Origin of the sequence: Pseudomonas tolaasii NCPPB 2192 (assembly GCF_002813445.1) — a bacterium.
GTDB classification, from domain to species: domain Bacteria; phylum Pseudomonadota; class Gammaproteobacteria; order Pseudomonadales; family Pseudomonadaceae; genus Aquipseudomonas; species Aquipseudomonas tolaasii.
The window spans coordinates 5,617,128-5,634,421 of sequence record NZ_PHHD01000001.1 but is presented as its reverse complement, the minus strand read 5'-3'; the positions used below and the strand labels follow the sequence as shown (position 1 = coordinate 5,634,421).

The following is a 17,294-nucleotide window of genomic DNA, read 5'->3' as shown; positions in this document are numbered from 1 at the left end:
TTCAAAGCGCGGCACGATACCAGCCGCAGGGGTTTTTGGGGACTATTTGCATAACAATAGATCCCGATATTCTTTTCCAGTATTAAAAATGCTGGCTACCCTCGTTCACCTTCTCAAAAGCGCGGCAGATTCTCCATGACCCTCAAACGTACTTCCCTGGCCCTCCTGGCCGCGTCCCTGGCCGCTGCGACGGCCTTGCTCAGCACCGGCGCCCAGGCCGAAGGCAAGATCAGCATCGCCCAGCAATTCGGTATCGGCTATCTGATTCTCGACGTGGTGCGCGACCAGCACCTGATCGAGAAACACGGCAAGGAACAGGGCCTGGACATCAAGGTTGAATGGAACAGCATCTCCGGCGCCACCGCGATGAACGAATCGCTGCTGGCCGGCGCGCTGGATGTGGTGTCGGCCGGTGTGCCGCCGATGCTGACCTTGTGGGACCGCACCAAGGGCAAGCAGAACGTCAAGGCCATCGCCTCCCTGGGCTCGATGCCCAACTACCTGCTCACCAATAACCCGAACGTGAAGACCCTCAAGGACTTCACCGAAAAAGACCGCATCGCCGTGCCCGCCGCCGGCGTGGGCTTCCAGTCGCGCACCTTGCAGATCGAAACCGCCAAGCAATTCGGCGATGCCAACTACAAAAAGTTCGACGATATCTCCATCAGCCTCGCCCACCCGGATGCCACGGCGGCGTTGATTGCCGGCGGTTCGGAAATCAACTCGCACTTCTCCAGCCCGCCGTTCCAGTACCAGGAGCTGCTGAACCCCAACGTGCACAAGGTGCTCAGCTCCTACGACATTCTGGGCGGGCAGGCATCGTTCAACGTGCTGTACACCACCGAGAAATTCCACGACGAAAACCCCAAGACCTACAAGGCGTTCTACGATGCCCTGGCCGAGGCCGAGCAGATCATCAAGGCCGACAAGCCTGCTGCGGCCAAAACCTATATTCGCGTAGAGGAATCCAAGCTGCCGCTGGACCTGGTGGAGAAAATCGTCCAGGACCCGGAAATCGATTTCACCATCGTGCCGCAACGCACCTTTATCTATGCCGAGAAACTGCAGGAACTGGGCGTGTTGAAAAACAAGGCAGCGAGCTGGAAGGACTACTTCTTTGAAGAAGCCCATGGCGGGAATGGCAGCTGAGCCTTTCCAGGCCTTTGCAATGCAGTCTAAAAGGTGGGAGCTGGCTTGCCTGCGATAGCGGTGTATCAGCCAGCAACTGTTTTCACTGAGAGACTGCTATCGCAGGCAAGCCAGCTCCCACATTTGATTTGTGTCGCCTGTCAGTCAGCGGAAGAACTCACCCGGTGTGGCATCAAATTGCTGGCGAAATGCACTGATAAACGCTGAAGTGGATTCATAACCACTGGCCAGCGCCACATCTGTCACCCGCTCGCCTTGCTCCAGGGCGGGCAGGGCGGTCAGCAGCCTCAGCCGCTGGCGCCACGCTCTGAAGGTCTGGCCGGTATCGCTCAGGAACAACCGGCTGAGGGTTTTTTCGCTCACCCCCAGTTTCCGGCTCCAATCACCCAAGGTCGTTTGCTGCTCCGGATGCAGGTTCAGGCTGCGGTAAATCTGCCGCAAACGCGTGTCCAGGGGCAGCGGCAGCATCAAATCCACCTGAGGCGCCGCCGCAAGCTGGTCCAGCACCACCTGCGCCAGGCGCCCATCCGACCCGTCTTCGGCATATTCCACCGGCAATTCGCCGAAGCTGCGGATCAATTCGCGCAATAAACTGCTCACCTCAAGGACATGGCAATGGGTTGCAGCCCACGCGGTCACGCTGCAATCGAGGTACAGGCTGCGCATTTCCGTGTGGGGCGAGCTGTACACCCGGTGCGGCACGCCCGCCGGAATCCACACGGCGCGCTGCGGCGGGGCGACGAAACGGCCAGCGCCGGTCTGGATCTCCAGCACCCCGGAAATCGCGTAGGACAACTGCACCCACGGGTGGCTGTGGCGGCGGGTCAGCGCCCGGTTGGGCAGGGATTCGGTGCGCCCATACACCGGCCGTGGCAGGCTGGAAAGCCCGGGCACACTGCGGCGGACGGTCTTTTCATGTCCTTTAGGCGGCATTTACTGGCTCATTGGCGTTAGTCGGTAACAAGCCGTTACGTTAGAGTCGCAGCGATGCTCTTGGCAACCCCTGGAAGATTTGCTTATGACCCGCCCGCGTTTTCTACCCGACAATTTCACCCTGACCCTGATCGCCACGGTGATCCTCGCGTCCCTGCTGCCTGCCAGCGGCCAAACCGCCGTGGCCTTTGGCTGGGTCACCAACCTGGCCATCGCGCTGCTGTTTTTCCTGCACGGCGCCAAACTGTCGCGCCAGGCCATCGTCGCCGGCGCCGGCCACTGGCGCCTGCATTTGCTGGTGTTCAGCCTGACATTTGTGCTGTTTCCGCTGCTGGGCCTGGCACTCAAACCGGTGTTGTCGCCGCTGATCGGCAAAGATTTGTACATGGGCATGCTCTACCTCTGCGCATTGCCGGCCACCGTGCAATCGGCGATTGCCTTCACCTCGCTGGCACGCGGCAATATCCCGGCGGCGATCTGCAGCGCGGCGGCCTCCAGCCTGTTCGGCATCTTCCTGACGCCGTTGCTGGTGACCTTATTGCTCAACGTGCACGGTGACGGCGGCTCTACCGTCGATGCGATCCTGAAAATCAGCGTGCAACTGCTGCTTCCTTTTGTCGCAGGGCAAATTGCCCGACGCTGGATCGGCGAATGGGTTGCCCGCAACAAGGCCTGGCTGAAATTCGTCGATCAGGGCTCGATCCTGTTGGTGGTGTACGGCGCGTTCAGTGAGGCGGTCAATGAAGGCATCTGGCACCAGATTCCGCTGTGGGAACTCGGTGGGCTGGTGGTGGCGTGCTGCGTGTTGCTGGCGTTGGTGCTGGTAGCGTCAACTGTGCTGGGCAAGGCTTTCGGCTTCAGCCAGGAAGACCGCATCACCATTTTGTTCTGTGGTTCGAAGAAGAGCCTGGCGACCGGTGTGCCGATGGCGCAGGTGCTGTTTGCCGGCGCAACCATGGGCGTGCTGATTCTGCCGCTGATGCTGTTTCACCAGATCCAGTTGATGGTCTGCGCGGCGCTGGCCCAGCGTTACGCCAAACGCCCGGAGTCGATTCCGGAGCTGATGGGGCAAGTCGATCCCTGAAGTGTCGTGATACTATTTTTCCGCGTTGCTCAAGGGCCGGCACTGGGTCGGCTTGATCAACGCGGAAACCGAGTACGACACCCGTAAATGAGCATTTCAGCCGCAACCCCCCAAGCCAACTGGCAACCGGTCATCGCCCTGGCGCTGGCCGCCTTCGTGTTCAACACCACCGAATTCGTACCCGTCGGGCTGCTCAGCGCCATCGGCGCCAGCTTCGACATGCCTATCGCCAGCGTCGGCCTGATGCTGACTATCTACGCCTGGATCGTCTCGCTGACCTCGTTGCCGGTGATGCTGCTGACCCGCAACGTCGAGCGGCGCAAACTGCTGATCGTGTTGTTCAGCCTGTTTATCGCCAGCCACGTCCTGTCCAGTGTCGCCACCAGTTTCGGCATTCTGATGCTCAGCCGTATCGGCATTGCCCTGTCTCACGCGTTGTTCTGGTCGATCACGGCCTCGCTGGCCGTGCGCCTGGCGCCGGAAGGCAAGCAGGTGCAAGCCCTCGGGCTGCTGGCCACCGGCACCTCGCTGGCGATGGTGTTGGGCATTCCGCTGGGCCGTCTGCTCGGTGAAGCCATGGGCTGGCGCACCACGTTCCTGGTGATCGGCGCGTTCGCAGCGGCGCTGGTGTTCTGGCTCGCGCGCACCTTGCCGTTGCTGCCAAGCCAGAACTCCGGCTCCCTGCGCAGCCTGCCGCTGCTGTTCAAGCGTCCGGCGCTGGTGGCGCTGTATGTGTTGACCGCCATGACCGTCACCGCACAGTTCACCGCCTACAGCTACATCGAACCCTTCGTCGAAGGCGTGGCCGGCATGGGCGGCGGTGCCGTAACCCTGATCCTGCTGGTGTTCGGCGGCGCGGGCATCATTGGCTCACTGCTGTTCAGCCTGGTGCACCGCTTCAATCCCCACCTGTTTGTCGTCGGCGCGGTGTTCCTGCTCGCCGCGTGCCTGGCGTTGCTGCTGCCCCTGAGCGGCGCCGAGTCTTACCTGGTGGTGCTGAGCGTATTCTGGGGCATGGCCATCATGGGGTTCGGCCTGGCCATGCAGTCCAAGGTGCTGGTGCTCGCGCCGGACGCTACCGACGTGGCCATGGCGATGTTTTCCGGCATCTACAACATCGGTATCGGCGGCGGCGCCCTGATGGGCAGTTGGGTCGGCAGCCATTTCGGCTTCGCCTGGATCGGTGCGGCAGGTGGGCTGCTGGCGGCGGTGGCGCTGATCGGGTATTGCCTGGCGATTCGGCGGTTCGGGACGGGTGTTGCGCGTAACTGAGGAGTGACTGTGATGATCAAACCTGTTGTTTTTGCGCTGTTTGCCAGTGCAGCGGCGCTGCTGTTCAGCCCTTCAAGCTTCGCCGCCAGTTTCGACTGTTCCAAAGCCAGGGCGTCTGACGAAATCACCATCTGCAAGAACGTCAGTCTCAACGACCAGGACGTGACCATGGCGTTGCTCTACGACCTGAACAAGCACTTTATGGCCATGGGTGGGCGCGGTTCATTGATGGACGGGCAAGCCGAGTGGCTCAAGAGGCGCCATGCCTGCGGGGCGAAAGTGAGTTGCCTGAGCGCTGCTTATACGCAGCGGATAGGCCTGTTGCGCGGGTTCATTGATGAGCGGGTGATGACGAAAGGGCCGTTCTGAGCCAGCCATCCAGCAGGCAAAGAGCAATCTGTGGGAGCTGGCTTTTCTGTGGGAGCAGGCAAGCCAGCTCCCACCTTTGACCGCTGCGGTTTTAGCCCCTTACAACGCCGCCAACACCGCCTCCAGCTTCTCCTGATCCCGCGCAAACTGGCGAATCCCTTCCGCCAGTTTCTCCGTCGCCATTGCATCTTCATTCGACGCCCAGCGGAACTGCGCTTCGGTGAACCGTTGACGTGCTTCACCGTCGACGCCTGGCGCCAGTTTGCGTTCCAGCGTGCCGTTATCGTCAGCCAGTTTTTGCAGCAAATCCGGGCTGATGGTCAGGCGGTCGCAGCCGGCCAGTTGCTCGATCTGGCTCACGGTGCGGAAGCTTGCACCCATGACCACGGTCGGAATCTGGTTGGCCTTGTAGTAGTTGTAGATGCGCGTCACCGACTGCACGCCCGGGTCGTCGGCGCCGGTGTAATCCAGGCCGGTGTTTTTGCGGTACCAGTCGTAGATACGGCCCACGAACGGCGAGATCAGAAACACGCCCGCGTCGGCGCAAGCCACGGCCTGGGCGAAGGAGAACAGCAGGGTGAGGTTGGTCTGGATGCCGGCCTTTTCCAGGCGTTCGGCGGTGCGGATGCCTTCCCAGGTGGAGGCCAGTTTGATGAGCACGCGGTCGCGGCTCACACCGGCCTGGTCGTACAGGGCGATCAACTGGTTGGCCTTGGCCCACAGCGCCTCTTCGTCGAAGGACAAGCGTGCATCGACTTCAGTAGAGATGCGCCCCGGAATCACCTTCAGAATGCCCGCGCCCACCGACACCGCAAAATGGTCGCAGGCCAAGTCCACATTACCCTTGGACAGGTTCACCGCATCTCGCAGCAGCTTGGCGTATTGCGGGATGGCGGCAGCTTTGAGCAACAGCGAAGGGTTGGTGGTGGCGTCTACCGGGCGCAGGCGGCTGATGGCTTCCAGGTCGCCGGTGTCGCAAACCACGGTGGTAAATTGCTTGAGTTGTTCGAGCTTGGACTTCATGGGCGGCAGCCTCCTGAAAGGGGTTAGTGGTTCAGGGCCTGGGCGGTGTCGAGGTCGGTGATCAGGATATCGAGGTAGCCGCCCTTGAGCGCACCGCGAATCGCCTGCACCTTGTTCAGGCCGCCGGCCAGGCCGAGTACGCGCTGGATCGAGCGCAGTTTGGGCAGCGCCACCGACACCACGAACTCTTCGTCTTCTTCCAGCACCGGGTTGCCCTGGGCGTCGAAGTAGCGCAGGCAGATATCGCCCACCGCGCCGCGCTCGGCCAGCAAGCGCAGCATGTCTTCGGTGTAATAGTTGCCGCTGTTGCGCAGCAGTTGCGAGGGTTCCAGGTCACCGATGCCGACGATGGCCAGGGTGATGCTGTCAAAGCGTTGCAGCACTTCCTTGACCTCTTCCATCTGCACAATGCGCTGCTTGCTCTCCACCGATTGTTCGATGCTTTGCGAGGGCAGCAAAAATGCCGGGCAGTTGAGCAGGGTGGCCAGGCGCTGGGTCAGCAGGGTGGCTTCGAAGGCACCTTTGTTGCCCACGCCACCGAGTAGTTGCACCACTTCCTGGGCCCCTTGTTTGCCGGGTTGGGCGTGCAAGTGACTGACCATGGCGCGGATGGTGCTGCTCCACGACGAAATGCCGATATGGTCCTGGGCAGACAAGCTGGTTTCCAGATAATGCGCAGCCGCCGAACCGATCGCCTGCTTGATGCTTTCGTCATTGCCCGGCTCCGTGGCTTCCACCACGATCACCTGGCGCACGCCGTAGCGACGTTGCAACTGGTTTTCCAGCTCCAGGTGCAGGCCTTGCAGGCGCATCACGCTGATCTTTACCACGCCTTCCTGCAGCGCCCGGCGCAGGGCGCGGCTGATAAACGACTGGGAAAGGTCGAGCTGCGTGGAAATCTCGGACTGCTTGAGCCCTTCTTCGTAATAGAGGCTCGCGATCTTGGTGATCAGGCGCTGTTCTTCGATCTGGCTCATGAAGGCCTCGGTAGATGTATCAATGCCGGTGAGGATACCAAACCCTTACGACATGATCAGGCCGCCGTCGATATTGATTGCCTGGCCCGTCAAGTAAGCCGCGTCATCGGACGCCAAAAACGCCACCAGCCCGGCTACATCCGAAGGTTTGCCGGCGCGGCGCAGGGGGATGTTCCTGACCCATTCGGCCATCAGTTCACCCTTGCCGTAGCGTTTTTCCTCGGTGCTGAGAATCTCGCCCCAGACCCGGTCGTTGTAGTCCCACATCTCGCTCTCGATGATGCCGGGGCAAAACGCGTTAACCGTGATGTTATGCCGCGCCAGTTCCAGCGCCAGGCTTTGGGTGATGCCGATCACGCCCATTTTGCTCGCGGCGTAGTGGGGTGTGTAGATGAAACCCTGGCGGCCCTGGCCGGACGAGGTGTTGATCAGCCGCCCGCTGCCTTGCTTGACCATGTATTTGGCGGCTTCGCGGCAACCGAGCCACACGCCGGTAGTATTGACCTGCAGCACCTTGTCGAAGTCGGCGCGGGGCATTTTGTCGTAGTGGTCGATGGTGATGATGCCGGCGTTCTGCACCGATACGTCGATGCTGCCGAACCGCGCATGGCCTTCGCGGTAGAGCTTTTCGATGTCGCTTTCACTGGTGACATCGATGCCCAGCGCCAGGGTCTCGACCTTGTATTCTTCGGCCAGTTGGTTGGCGGTGAAGGTCACGCGTTCCAGATCATTGGAGGCCAATACAAGGTGGGCGCCTTCCTGGGCAAAGCGCTCGGCAATGCCTGCGCCTATGCCACGGCAGGCGCCGGTGATAACCACGGTTTTACCGCTGAAACGTTGCGACATGACAAAGGGCTCCAATAAGGTTTACCAGCAGACAAAACCGCCATCGACCAGCAGGTCGACACCGGTGCAGAAAGACGAGGCCTGGCTGACCAGGAAAATCGCCGGTCCCACCATTTCCTCCACGCCTGCCATGCGGCCCATGGGCGTGGTCTGTTCAAAAATCTTCACCTGGTCGGCCACTTCCGGTCGCGAGTTCATCGGCGTGGCGGTGTAGCCGGGACTGATGCAATTGACCCGCAGGCCCTTGTCGGCCCATTCCATCGCCAGGCTTTTGCTCAGGTGGATCACTCCAGCCTTGGACGTGTTGTAGTGGGCTTGCAACAAGCCGCGGTTGACGATGCTGCCGGACATGGACGCGATATTGACGATGGCGCCTTTGCCACGGGGCAGCATCACGGCAGCCTGGGCCTGGCAGCTGAGGAAAATACCGGTGAGGTTGATGTCGAGCGTGGCTTGCCAGCGTTGCAATTCGAGGTCTTCGGCGGCCTGGGCATTGGCGATGCCGGCGCAGTTGACGGCCACGCTGAGCTCGCCGAGTTCGGATTCGGTGCGCGCGACGGCGGCGTCGAGGGCGGCGCGGTCGGTCACAGTGCCGCTCAGGGCCAGGGCACGACGGCCCTGGGCCTGGATACGTTCGACCGTATTGGCGATGCCGGGGCTGCCGGGCAAGTCAAAACACCCCACATCGGCGCCGGCTTCGGCCAATCCAACAGCAATGGCCTGGCCAATCCCGCTGCCTGCGCCGGTGACAAAGGCTACCTGGCCGTGAAGACTAAAAAGTTGCATGAACGACTCCATTATTTGAAATAACACCGAACCCCTGTGGGAGCTGGCTTGCCTGCGATGGCGGTAGCTCAGTCACATCTGCATTGGCTGACCCTCCGCTATCGCAGGCAAGCCAGCTCCCACATTGGATCTTCATTGTTTGCGAGGGTAGGGCACTAGGCCGTGGCCATTTCCATCACCGAAACCGGTGTCGCCTCGCCACGCTCCAAAATCCCCATCTGCCGCCCCCGGCTCATCACCATCACCCGATGGGACAACCCAAGCACTTCGTCCAGGTCCGAGCTCACCACAATCACTGCCATCCCTTTGGCTGCAAGGTCGGCGATCACTTCATAAATCGCCGCCCGTGCACCCACGTCGATACCACGGGTAGGCTCGTCCAAAATGAACACCTTGGGATTGCGCGCCAGCCATTTGGCAATGATCACCTTTTGCTGATTACCCCCCGACAGGCTGGAAATGCGCGACTGCGGCGCACCTTTCACGCCCAGCCGTGCCACTGCGGTACGAGCGAATTCGCGCAGCGGGGCAGGGAACACCCAGCCGCGTTTGTCTAGCAGGTCAGTGTTGCCGTAAATCAGGTTGTCTTCGATGCGATGTTCCACCACCACACCTTGCTGTTTGCGGTCTTCGGGCACCAGCACCACACCGGCTTGAATCGCCTCGAACGGCGAACGCAACTGGCGAACCTCGCCATCCAGCACCATATGGCCCCTGATGTCCCGGGCCGCGCCGGCGATGGTGCGCACCAGCTCCGTGCGCCCGGCACCGACCACACCGGCAATGCCGAAGACCTCGCCGGCGCGTACGCTGAAGTCGATGCCATGCAAGGCAAACTCATGGCAACTCAAGTCTTTGACCTGCAACATCACCTGGTCTTTCGGCGCCTGCAGCGTGGGGAAAATCCGCTCCAGACTGCGCCCGACCATCTGCTCCACCAACTCACGCACCGGCACCTGCGCGGTGGCATGCAGGGCAATCTGGCGCCCGTCGCGCAGCACCAGTACGCGGTCGGCAATACGTGCGATTTCTTCCAGACGATGGCTGATATAGATGAACGAAACACCCTCGGCCTTGAGTCGTTCAACCTGCTGAAACAGCAGCTCGGTTTCTTCGCCACCCAGCGCGGCGGTGGGTTCATCCAGAATCAACAGACGCGCCTTGAGGGTCAGCGCCTTGGCGATTTCCACCAGTTGCTGCGCCGCCACGCTCAGCCCTTCGACCTTGCGCGAGGCGGGCACTTTAAGGCCCAGGCGCTCCAGCTGGATCTGCGCCTGGGCCTCGATGTAGTCGCGGTCGACCCGCCCGTGACGCATGGGCAGGCGGCCAACAAAGATATTTTCGGCAATTGACAATTGCGGCAGCAGGCGGATTTCCTGGTGGATCAGGCCAATCCCGGCACTCAATGCTGCCCCCGGTGAAGCCGGCGCGTAGGGCGCACCCAGCCAGGTCATGCTGCCCCCGGTTTCCGGTTGCACCAGCCCGGCGATGATCGACGACAAGGTGGATTTACCGGCGCCGTTCTCGCCGAGCAGGGCCAGCACTTCACCGGGGCGAATGTCCACATTGACCTGCGACAACACCTGCACCGGCCCATAGGCCTTGCTGATATCGCGCAGGCACAGCACCGCGTCGGGGGCGTTTTCCAGAGCTGCTGCTCGCATGATCACCTCCGGCTTACGGGTGCTGTTGCAGGAACGGCGCGACGTTTTCTTTGGTGGTCAGCACCGTCGGCAGCAGTTGCTCCTTGGGTACGGCTTTGCCGGCTTTCAGGTCAATCGCCGAGGCCACGGCCAGGCGCCCCATTTTCTGGGTCTGCTGGGTCATGGTGGCGTCCAGTACGCCGCTCTCTACAGCCTTGAGACCGGCCACGTCGCCGTCGAAACCGACGACCACGACATTGTGATCGAGGTTACCGACTTTCACGGCTTGGGCGGCACCGAGGGCCATGGCGTCGGCGCGGCCGAAGAATACGCTGATATTCGGGTCACGCTGGAGCAGGTCCTGGGCCACGGCGAAGCCTTTATCCTGGGCCCATTCAGCCGGTTGTTGGGCGACAACCTTGAGGTCCGGGAAGGCTTTTAGGCCTTCTTCGAAACCCTTGGCGCGGTCGATTTCCGGTGTGGTGCCGAGCTGGCCTTGCAGGATCGCGATGCGGCCCTTGCCGTCAGTGATCTTGCCCACGTACTCGGCCAGGGTTTTGGCACCGGCCACGCTGTCGCTGGCGATGAAGGTATCGCCCGGTGCATCCGGCGCGTTGCGGTCCACGGCGATCACCGGAATACCCGCGGCCTTGGCGGCTTTCACCGGTACACCGGCGGCGGTGGCACCGGCCGGGATGTAGATCAGCACATCGATCTGGCGGGTGATCAGGTCTTCAATCTGGCTGACCTGGGTGGAGGAGTTGCCCTGGGCGTCCACGGTGATCACCTTGATCCCCTTGTCCTTGCCCTCGGCTTCCACCGATTGTTTGATCTGGTTGAAGAAGTCGGCCTGCAGGTTCGCCACGGCCAGGCCGATGGTCAGGTCCTTGGCCCAGGTGGTGCCGGCGGCGGTGAGGGTGGCGGCGGCGAGCGCGGTGGCGATGAGCAGTTTCTTGGGGCTGAACATGTCGGTGACTCCTGGTTTTATTGTTGGAGGGTGTCAACTGTCGAACAGGTTTAACGGGCAGTGCTGGAGCGGCGTCGCAGGGTGTCGATGGTGACGGCGAGGGCGATGACCACGCCGATCACCACTTGTTGGATGAAGGGCGAAACGCCGAGCAGGTTGAGGCCATTGCGCAACACGCCAATGATCAGCACGCCGACCAGCGTGCCGCCGATGCTGCCCACACCGCCGCTGAGGCTGGCGCCGCCGATCACCACGGCGGCGATGGCGTCCAGTTCCAGGCTCAGCCCGGCGCTCGGTTGCGATGAATCAAGACGCGCGGCAAGGGTTACGGCAGCGATCCCGGCGAGGGCGCCGCTGACCGCATACACCCACAAGGTAATCGCGCGCACCTTGATGCCCGACAGGCGCGCCACTTCCGGGCTGCCGCCCATGGCGTAGAGGTTGCGGCCACCGGCACGAAAGCGCAGGAACACCCAGGCCACCACCAGCATCACCAGAAACAAGCCGACCGTGGCCGAGAGGAAACCGAAATGGCGCACCGTGGCCAGGCTGGTAAACCAGTCCGGATAGCCGACGATCTGCCGGCCTTCGGTGAGGATATTCGCCAGGCCACGGGCCACCGACATCATGGTCAGCGTGGCAATGAACGGTGGCAGCTTGGCGTAGGTGATCAAGCCCCCGGACACCAGCCCGGCGAGCATGCCGCTGGCAATCGAGATCGGAATCGCGAAGCCCAGTGGCACCGCCTGATCCTGATACAGCCAGCCAAGCATCATCATCGAGAAGGCCAGCACCGAGCCGACCGACAGGTCGATGCCGCCGATCACGATCACTGCCGTCATGCCAATCGCCAGAATGCCCAGCACCGTGACCTGATCGAGGATGTTCAGGCCATTGCGCAAGGAGAAGAAGAATTCGGAGCTGAAGGAGAAGACCAGCACCAGCAGCACAAGGCCGATCAGCGGGCCGCCGATATTGCTGGGGAGCAGTTTTACCAGCCGCGGACGGTGAGGCGGCTTGAGTTCGGCCGGGTGCTGGACAGTAGCTTTGGCGTCCACGTTGTTCTCCTGACTTATTTTTTTTGGAGTTCATTCAAACGGCATGAATATTTATGCGTGCTTGACTGTTAATTCAGATTCCAGTGCCACCTTGCCAAAGTCAAGCGCTGATTTTTTCATGCATGCCTCTAAATCGGTGTTTTCACGCAGCGCAAAGCCACGGGATAGATAAGCCGGAGCGGGATTTTGGCCGTCTGTCCGAGGGGTATTTTCGACTTTTATTTCATTTTTCAGTGCATCCCTCACTTGACCTGCTTCAGGTTCGGCGTCTAAATAGAAATATATTGTCACTGCTGAATAAATATTCAAACACAGCTTTAGACGCTTTCACCTCACGTGGTCAGCCCACAGGAGCCGCTGCATGAATGCCTTCCAGTACGACGCCCACCAGATCAAAGAACAGGCCCGGCTGATCCGGCGCCACGTCATCCGCCTGAACGCCGATTCACCGGCAGGCGGGCACACCGGGGCGGACCTGTCGGAAACCGACATCCTTGCCACCCTGTATTTTCGTGTTCTCAACACCGGTCCGGAACGCACGGAGGACCCTGAGCGGGATATCTATATCCAGAGCAAGGGCCATGGCGTGGGCGGGTTGTACTGCTGCCTGGCGCAGGCGGGCTACATCCCCACGGACTGGTTACCCACTTACCAGCATTTCAATTCCCACCTGCCCGGCCACCCGGTGCGTCAGAAAACCCCCGGCATCGAACTCAACACCGGCGCCCTTGGCCACGGTTTGCCGGTGGCGGTGGGGCTGGCGTTGGCGGCGAAGATGTCCGGCAGCAAAAAACGTATTTATGTGCTGACCGGCGACGGCGAGCTGGCCGAAGGTTCGAACTGGGAGGCGGCGATGGCGGCGGCCAAGTACAAGCTGGATAACCTGTTTGTGATTGTCGACAAGAACAAGCTGCAACTGGCCGGCCTGACTGCCGAGATCATGCCGCTGGACCCGCTCGACGTGAAATGGGCCGCCTTCGGCTTCAGGGTCAGCGAGTGCGACGGCAACGATGTGGGCCAGTTGATCAGCACCCTGGAAAGCATGCAGGCCAACAGCGGCGCGCCCCAAGTACTGATCGCCCACACCGTTAAAGGCAAGGGCGTGTCATTTATCGAAGCCCGGCCCGAGTGGCACCACCGCGTGCCCAAGGGTGATGAAATCAACGCGGCACTGGAGGAGTTGAGTCATGGCGAGTGAACATCTGGCGAGCGTCGTGGTGGACGCCTTTATGGCGGCGGTCGATGCCGGGCTGGACGTGGTGCCGGTGGTCAGCGACTCCACTTCCACGGCGAAGATCGGCCCGTTTGCCCAGCGCTTTCCCGAGCGCCTGATTAATGTAGGCATTGCCGAGCAGTCCTTGGTCAGCGTAGCTGCGGGGCTTGCGCTGGGTGGCAAGATTGCAGCTACCTGCAACGCGGCGCCGTTTCTGATCTCGCGGGCCAATGAACAGATCAAGGTCGACGTTTGCTACAACAGGGCCAACGTAAAGATGTTCGGCCTGAACGCGGGCACCAGCTATGGCCCGTTGGCGAGTACCCACCACAGCCTCGACGATATTTCAGTGATGCGCGGTTTTGGCAATGTGCAGATTTTCGCCCCGGCCGATGCGCGGGAATGCCGACAGATTGTGGATTACGCGCTGCGTTATGACGGGCCGGTGTATGTGCGGCTCGACGGCAAGGCGTTGCCCGATGTGCATGGCGCCGACTATCAATTCACCCCCGGTCAGGTGGACATCCTGCGTCAGGGCACAGACGTCAGCATCGTCGCCCTCGGCTCGGTGGTCCACGAAGCCGTTGATGCGGCGGCCATGCTTGCAGAACAGGGCATTGCGGCCCAGGTGATCAACCTGTCGTCGATCCGCCCGTTGCAGCGTGATGTGTTGCTCAGCGCGCTGAAAGGCACCCGCGGGGTGATCACTGTGGAAGAACATAATATTAATGGTGGGGTCGGCAGCCTGGTCGCCGAAGTGCTGGCCGAAGCCGGGCTGGGCATTACGCTGATCCGCCTGGGCATTGGCGACGGTGAATACGCCGCCGCCGGCGCCCGCGAACCGACCCGCGCCTTGCATAACATCGACGCGGCTGGGATTGTGGCGGCTGCCACTCGGTTGCGGTGAACACCATGACAAACCTTACGCCACTGATTCTGGCGATAGATGAAGGCACCAGCAATGCCAAGGCGGTGCTGGTCAACGAGCTCGGGCAGGTGATCGCCCGCGGTTCGCGGCCCCTGAGTATCAGCCACCCTAAGGCCGGGTTTTCCGAGCAGGACCCGCTGCTGATCTGGCAAAACACCCTGGCAGCGATTGAAGAATGCCTGGCCCGGGTGGACCGGCCGATCACCGCGTTGGCCATCAGTAACCAGCGTGAGTCAGTGGTGGCCTGGGACCGCCGCAGCGGAGAGCCCTTGTCGCCGTGCATCAGCTGGCAATGCCGCCGCTCCACCGCCTTGTGCGCCGAGCTACATGAACGCGGCCATGAGGCGCTGATTCTGGAAAAGACCGGGCTGGCCCTCGACCCGATGTTTTCCGCCGGAAAATTTCGCTGGATTCTCGACCATCTGGATAACGGCCATGCCCGCGCCGCAGCCGGTGAAATCTGCCTGGGTACTGTGGACAGTTGGCTGCTGTGGAAACTCAGCGGTGGCGAGGTGTTTGCCACGGACTATTCCAACGCTGCGCGTACGCAACTGTTCAATCTGCACACCTGCGCGTGGGACCCTGAGTTGCTGGACCTGTTCGCCATTCCCCTGGCTGCCCTGGCGCCGATTCGGCCCAGCGCGGGTTTCTTCGCCGACACTGTCGCCGTGGGCGGCTTGCCTGCGGGTATTCCTGTAATGTCGATGATCGGCGACTCCCATGCCGCCTTGTACGGGCAGGGCGGTTTTGAACCGGGGCTGGTCAAGGCGACTCTCGGCACCGGTTCGTCGTTGATGACGCCCATGAGCGGTCCGATCGCGTCCACCCACGGCCTCTCGACCACATTGGCTTGGCATGAAGGCGGCAAGCCCACCTTTGGCATGGAAGGCAATATCGTCCATACAGGCGCTGCGGTGCAGTGGGCTTCGCGATTGGGCGCCGGGGCGTCTCTGGATGTCCTGACCGAGCAGGCGGCGCAACTGCCGGACAACGGCGGCGTGTATTTCGTCCCGGCGTTGTCGGGGTTAGGCGCGCCGCACTGGAAGGCCGAGGCGCGCGGCCTGATCTGCGGGCTGACGGAGGCCACCTCCGGCGCTCACATTGTGCGGGCCTCGCTGGAGGCTATCGGTTATCAGATTCGCGATGTGTTCGAGGCGATGCAGCAGGACATTGGCAACCCGCTCAAAGAGCTTTGGGTCGATGGCGGCGCGACACGCAACCGCTGGCTGATGCAGTTTTTGGCCGACTTGCTGCAGCGTCCGGTGGTGCGCAGCCTGTCGCCGGAAGTGTCGGCACTGGGCGCGGCGCACCTGGCGGGCAGGGCGCTGGGGGTATGGGCGAGTGATGTGGCATTGGGTGAACTGGAGCGTCAACGCGAGCGGTTTGAGCCGCAGGATGATCCGGCGATGGCGGGACGTTACCAGGACTGGAAAAAAGCCCTGACTCGCACGCTGCTCTAAGGCCTGACGGAAATCAAAAACGGTGGGAGCTGGCTTGCCTGCGATAGCGGACTGTCAGTCACCTACTATGAAACTGACCCGCCGCCATCGCAGGCAAGCCAGCTCCCACAGTTATCCGGGCGGGGGCTCAAACCTCAGGAAACCCTGCCTTCTGCACCCAGCGATTCTGAAACAGCTGTACATCCAACTGCGCAAACAGTCCGTTTTGGGTAAACGGCTCCTCCGCCAGCCACGCCTGCACATGGGCCTCATCATCAAAATCCACCACCATCAGCGAACCCACGGGCTCACCCGCGGCGCCCAGCAGCGGCCCGGCAAATGCGATGCGTTCGGACACGGTGCCGAGGTATTCACGATGGCTGGACAGCAACGCCGCACGCCGCTCGGTGATGTCGGCTTTATACAGTGCATGGATGGCGAAAATCATGCGCGATGACCTGATCGGTTAGGGAGAGAACGCTCTTTATGCGGCAACCCGTTCGGGTTGCCAAATGAAACTTTCATGGCTGCCAGGTCTGCACATCCTTGGCATCCACGGCCTTGGGCAGCAGCCCGGCCTTGAAAAAGGCATCGGCAATCTTTTGCTGTTCGCCCAATTGATCGATCGTCACCGGCTGCACTTGATAACTGCGGTGCGCATTGGCGGCTTCCACGGTGGCCGCATCCAGGTTACCCCACAATGGGCCGAGCACTTTGGCGGCGTCCTGCGGGTGGGTTTTCACCCAGTTGCCGGCCTGTTCCAATTGCGCGTACACCACTTTCAGTACCTCGGGATGAGCCTTGGCGTAGGGCGTGCCGGTGAGGTAATAACGCTTGTAGCTGGCCAGCCCGGCGCCATCGGCCAATGTGCGGGTCGGCAGTTGGCGCTGCGCACCTGTGAGGAAGGGTTCCCAGGTGACCCAGGCGTCCACTTTGTTGTTCTCGAATGCAGCGCGCCCGTCAGCCGGTGACAGGTAGGCCGGTTCGATGTCCGAGAACGCCAGGCCCGCCTTGGCCAGCGCGGCGATCAGCAAATAGTGCGTACCGGCGGCTTTGGTCACCGCAACTTTTTTGCCCTTCAAATCCGCCAGGTTCTGGATCGGTGAATCCTTGCGCACCACGATGGCCTGGGCCGAGGGTGAGGGGGCTTCCTGGGCAAAATAGGTGAGTTTGGCCTGGGCAGCCTGGGCAAAGATCGGCACGGTGTCGGCCACGTCGGCGCTGATGTCCACGTTGCCCACATTCAGCGCTTCCAGCAGCGGCAGGCCGCTGGGGAATTCGTGCCAGCTCACGTCGATATGGTCGGCTTTAAGCGCCTTTTCCAGCGTGCCCTGGGTTTTCAGCAGGGTGATCAGGGTCGAAGATTTCTGGTAACCGATACGGAGGGTTTCCTGGGCTTCTGCACTGGCAGCGACAGACAAGGCCAGCAAACCCAGAACAACGGCAAGGGGACGACGAATAGGCATGGCGCGCTCGATCTTCAGCGAAATAAGACTGAGCATAAAGTTCTAAAAAGTATTCGATAAATATTCTTTTGATCTGAGCTTAAGGCGGTTTTTCAGCCTTTCGAGCAATCGGGCATAACCATAGAATCATAGGTTTCTTTC

The 17,294-nt window shown here is 61.4% G+C and carries 18 protein-coding genes; 7 read left to right on the top strand and 11 right to left on the bottom strand.

Annotated features, from left to right (window positions below):
• The first annotated feature begins 135 nt into the window (after positions 1-135).
• Positions 136-1,149 carry an ABC transporter substrate-binding protein gene (locus ATI14_RS25595; protein WP_016969850.1) on the top strand — a complete coding sequence of 338 codons (1,014 nt, stop codon included), beginning with the start codon at positions 136-138 and terminating at the stop codon, positions 1,147-1,149.
• A 144-nt stretch (positions 1,150-1,293) separates the two neighbouring features.
• Here the strand turns inward: ATI14_RS25595 and ATI14_RS25590 are convergent, their stop codons facing one another.
• Positions 1,294-2,082: an AraC family transcriptional regulator gene (locus ATI14_RS25590; protein WP_080520081.1), complete on the bottom strand. Its 789-nt coding sequence runs from the start codon at positions 2,080-2,082 to the stop codon at positions 1,294-1,296.
• An 85-nt stretch (positions 2,083-2,167) separates the two neighbouring features.
• On the opposite strand from ATI14_RS25590, the gene ATI14_RS25585 reads away from it, so the two are divergent.
• From ATI14_RS25585 to ATI14_RS25575, 3 genes are all read left to right on the top strand, one after another.
• Positions 2,168-3,166, top strand: a complete 999-nt coding sequence (locus ATI14_RS25585; protein ID WP_016969848.1) for a bile acid:sodium symporter family protein — start codon at positions 2,168-2,170, stop codon at positions 3,164-3,166.
• Between the two features lie 87 nt (positions 3,167-3,253).
• Complete coding sequence (locus tag ATI14_RS25580; protein WP_016969847.1) at positions 3,254-4,438, top strand: sugar transporter; 1,185 nt, start codon at positions 3,254-3,256, stop codon at positions 4,436-4,438.
• A 12-nt stretch (positions 4,439-4,450) separates the two neighbouring features.
• A complete protein-coding gene (locus ATI14_RS25575; RefSeq protein ID WP_016969846.1) occupies positions 4,451-4,807 on the top strand; it encodes a lysozyme inhibitor LprI family protein in 357 nt (118 codons plus the stop codon).
• A gap of 99 nt (positions 4,808-4,906) precedes the next feature.
• Here the strand turns inward: ATI14_RS25575 and tal are convergent, their stop codons facing one another.
• From tal to ATI14_RS31270, 8 genes are all read right to left on the bottom strand, one after another.
• Positions 4,907-5,830: a transaldolase gene (tal, locus tag ATI14_RS25570; RefSeq protein WP_016969845.1), complete on the bottom strand. Its 924-nt coding sequence runs from the start codon at positions 5,828-5,830 to the stop codon at positions 4,907-4,909.
• A 23-nt stretch (positions 5,831-5,853) separates the two neighbouring features.
• The gene (locus ATI14_RS25565; RefSeq protein ID WP_016969844.1) at positions 5,854-6,807 is read right to left on the bottom strand and encodes a sugar-binding transcriptional regulator; all 954 of its coding nucleotides are present in this window, start codon (positions 6,805-6,807) and stop codon (positions 5,854-5,856) included.
• Between the two features lie 45 nt (positions 6,808-6,852).
• Positions 6,853-7,653, bottom strand: a complete 801-nt coding sequence (locus ATI14_RS25560; protein WP_016969843.1) for an SDR family oxidoreductase — start codon at positions 7,651-7,653, stop codon at positions 6,853-6,855.
• A 21-nt stretch (positions 7,654-7,674) separates the two neighbouring features.
• Positions 7,675-8,439, bottom strand: a complete 765-nt coding sequence (locus ATI14_RS25555) for an SDR family oxidoreductase (RefSeq protein ID WP_016969842.1) — start codon at positions 8,437-8,439, stop codon at positions 7,675-7,677.
• Positions 8,440-8,594: 155 nt separating this feature from the next.
• The gene (locus ATI14_RS25550) at positions 8,595-10,103 is read right to left on the bottom strand and encodes a sugar ABC transporter ATP-binding protein (RefSeq protein WP_016969841.1); all 1,509 of its coding nucleotides are present in this window, start codon (positions 10,101-10,103) and stop codon (positions 8,595-8,597) included.
• A gap of 13 nt (positions 10,104-10,116) precedes the next feature.
• Entirely contained in the window at positions 10,117-11,049 is a 933-nt protein-coding gene (locus ATI14_RS25545; RefSeq protein WP_016969840.1) for a sugar ABC transporter substrate-binding protein, read from the bottom strand.
• Positions 11,050-11,099: 50 nt separating this feature from the next.
• The gene (locus tag ATI14_RS25540) at positions 11,100-12,107 is read right to left on the bottom strand and encodes an ABC transporter permease (RefSeq protein ID WP_016969839.1); all 1,008 of its coding nucleotides are present in this window, start codon (positions 12,105-12,107) and stop codon (positions 11,100-11,102) included.
• A 51-nt stretch (positions 12,108-12,158) separates the two neighbouring features.
• Positions 12,159-12,416: a hypothetical protein gene (locus ATI14_RS31270; RefSeq protein ID WP_130886747.1), complete on the bottom strand. Its 258-nt coding sequence runs from the start codon at positions 12,414-12,416 to the stop codon at positions 12,159-12,161.
• A gap of 52 nt (positions 12,417-12,468) precedes the next feature.
• On the opposite strand from ATI14_RS31270, the gene ATI14_RS25535 reads away from it, so the two are divergent.
• Genes ATI14_RS25535 through ATI14_RS25525 form a run of 3 tightly spaced genes read left to right on the top strand, consistent with a single transcriptional unit; the run spans position 12,469 to position 15,708 of the window.
• Complete coding sequence (locus tag ATI14_RS25535) at positions 12,469-13,305, top strand: transketolase (RefSeq protein WP_016969838.1); 837 nt, start codon at positions 12,469-12,471, stop codon at positions 13,303-13,305.
• On the top strand, positions 13,295-14,227 hold the full coding sequence (locus ATI14_RS25530) for a transketolase family protein (RefSeq protein WP_080520083.1): 933 nt from the start codon (positions 13,295-13,297) through the stop codon (positions 14,225-14,227). Before ATI14_RS25535 ends, ATI14_RS25530 begins: the two co-directional genes overlap by 11 nt.
• Positions 14,228-14,232: 5 nt before the next feature.
• A complete protein-coding gene (locus ATI14_RS25525) occupies positions 14,233-15,708 on the top strand; it encodes an FGGY family carbohydrate kinase (RefSeq protein ID WP_016969837.1) in 1,476 nt (491 codons plus the stop codon).
• A gap of 127 nt (positions 15,709-15,835) precedes the next feature.
• Here ATI14_RS25525 and ATI14_RS25520 read toward each other — a convergent pair whose 3' ends face one another.
• Together ATI14_RS25520 and ATI14_RS25515 are read right to left on the bottom strand one after the other, a co-directional pair.
• Entirely contained in the window at positions 15,836-16,135 is a 300-nt protein-coding gene (locus tag ATI14_RS25520) for a YciI family protein (RefSeq protein ID WP_016969836.1), read from the bottom strand.
• Positions 16,136-16,208: 73 nt separating this feature from the next.
• Positions 16,209-17,153, bottom strand: a complete 945-nt coding sequence (locus tag ATI14_RS25515) for an aliphatic sulfonate ABC transporter substrate-binding protein (protein WP_031319594.1) — start codon at positions 17,151-17,153, stop codon at positions 16,209-16,211.
• Between the last annotated feature and the right edge of the window lie 141 nt (positions 17,154-17,294).

What these genes read in the sequence shown, in the direction of transcription:
- ATI14_RS25560 (WP_016969843.1), bottom strand. Translation starts at nt 7,653, where the DNA reads ATGTCGCAACGTTTCAGCGGTAAAACCGTGGTTATCACCGGCGCCTGC.
- ATI14_RS25580 (WP_016969847.1), top strand. Translation starts at nt 3,254, where the DNA reads ATGAGCATTTCAGCCGCAACCCCCCAAGCCAACTGGCAACCGGTCATC.
- ATI14_RS25585 (WP_016969848.1), top strand. Translation starts at nt 2,168, where the DNA reads ATGACCCGCCCGCGTTTTCTACCCGACAATTTCACCCTGACCCTGATC.
- ATI14_RS25545 (WP_016969840.1), bottom strand. Translation starts at nt 11,049, where the DNA reads ATGTTCAGCCCCAAGAAACTGCTCATCGCCACCGCGCTCGCCGCCGCC.
- ATI14_RS25525 (WP_016969837.1), top strand. Translation starts at nt 14,233, where the DNA reads ATGACAAACCTTACGCCACTGATTCTGGCGATAGATGAAGGCACCAGC.
- ATI14_RS25530 (WP_080520083.1), top strand. Translation starts at nt 13,295, where the DNA reads ATGGCGAGTGAACATCTGGCGAGCGTCGTGGTGGACGCCTTTATGGCG.
- ATI14_RS25595 (WP_016969850.1), top strand. Translation starts at nt 136, where the DNA reads ATGACCCTCAAACGTACTTCCCTGGCCCTCCTGGCCGCGTCCCTGGCC.
- ATI14_RS25550 (WP_016969841.1), bottom strand. Translation starts at nt 10,103, where the DNA reads ATGCGAGCAGCAGCTCTGGAAAACGCCCCCGACGCGGTGCTGTGCCTG.
- ATI14_RS25535 (WP_016969838.1), top strand. Translation starts at nt 12,469, where the DNA reads ATGAATGCCTTCCAGTACGACGCCCACCAGATCAAAGAACAGGCCCGG.
- ATI14_RS25555 (WP_016969842.1), bottom strand. Translation starts at nt 8,439, where the DNA reads ATGCAACTTTTTAGTCTTCACGGCCAGGTAGCCTTTGTCACCGGCGCA.
- ATI14_RS25520 (WP_016969836.1), bottom strand. Translation starts at nt 16,135, where the DNA reads ATGATTTTCGCCATCCATGCACTGTATAAAGCCGACATCACCGAGCGG.
- ATI14_RS25575 (WP_016969846.1), top strand. Translation starts at nt 4,451, where the DNA reads ATGATCAAACCTGTTGTTTTTGCGCTGTTTGCCAGTGCAGCGGCGCTG.
- ATI14_RS25565 (WP_016969844.1), bottom strand. Translation starts at nt 6,807, where the DNA reads ATGAGCCAGATCGAAGAACAGCGCCTGATCACCAAGATCGCGAGCCTC.
- ATI14_RS25515 (WP_031319594.1), bottom strand. Translation starts at nt 17,153, where the DNA reads ATGCCTATTCGTCGTCCCCTTGCCGTTGTTCTGGGTTTGCTGGCCTTG.
- ATI14_RS25590 (WP_080520081.1), bottom strand. Translation starts at nt 2,082, where the DNA reads ATGCCGCCTAAAGGACATGAAAAGACCGTCCGCCGCAGTGTGCCCGGG.
- tal (WP_016969845.1), bottom strand. Translation starts at nt 5,830, where the DNA reads ATGAAGTCCAAGCTCGAACAACTCAAGCAATTTACCACCGTGGTTTGC.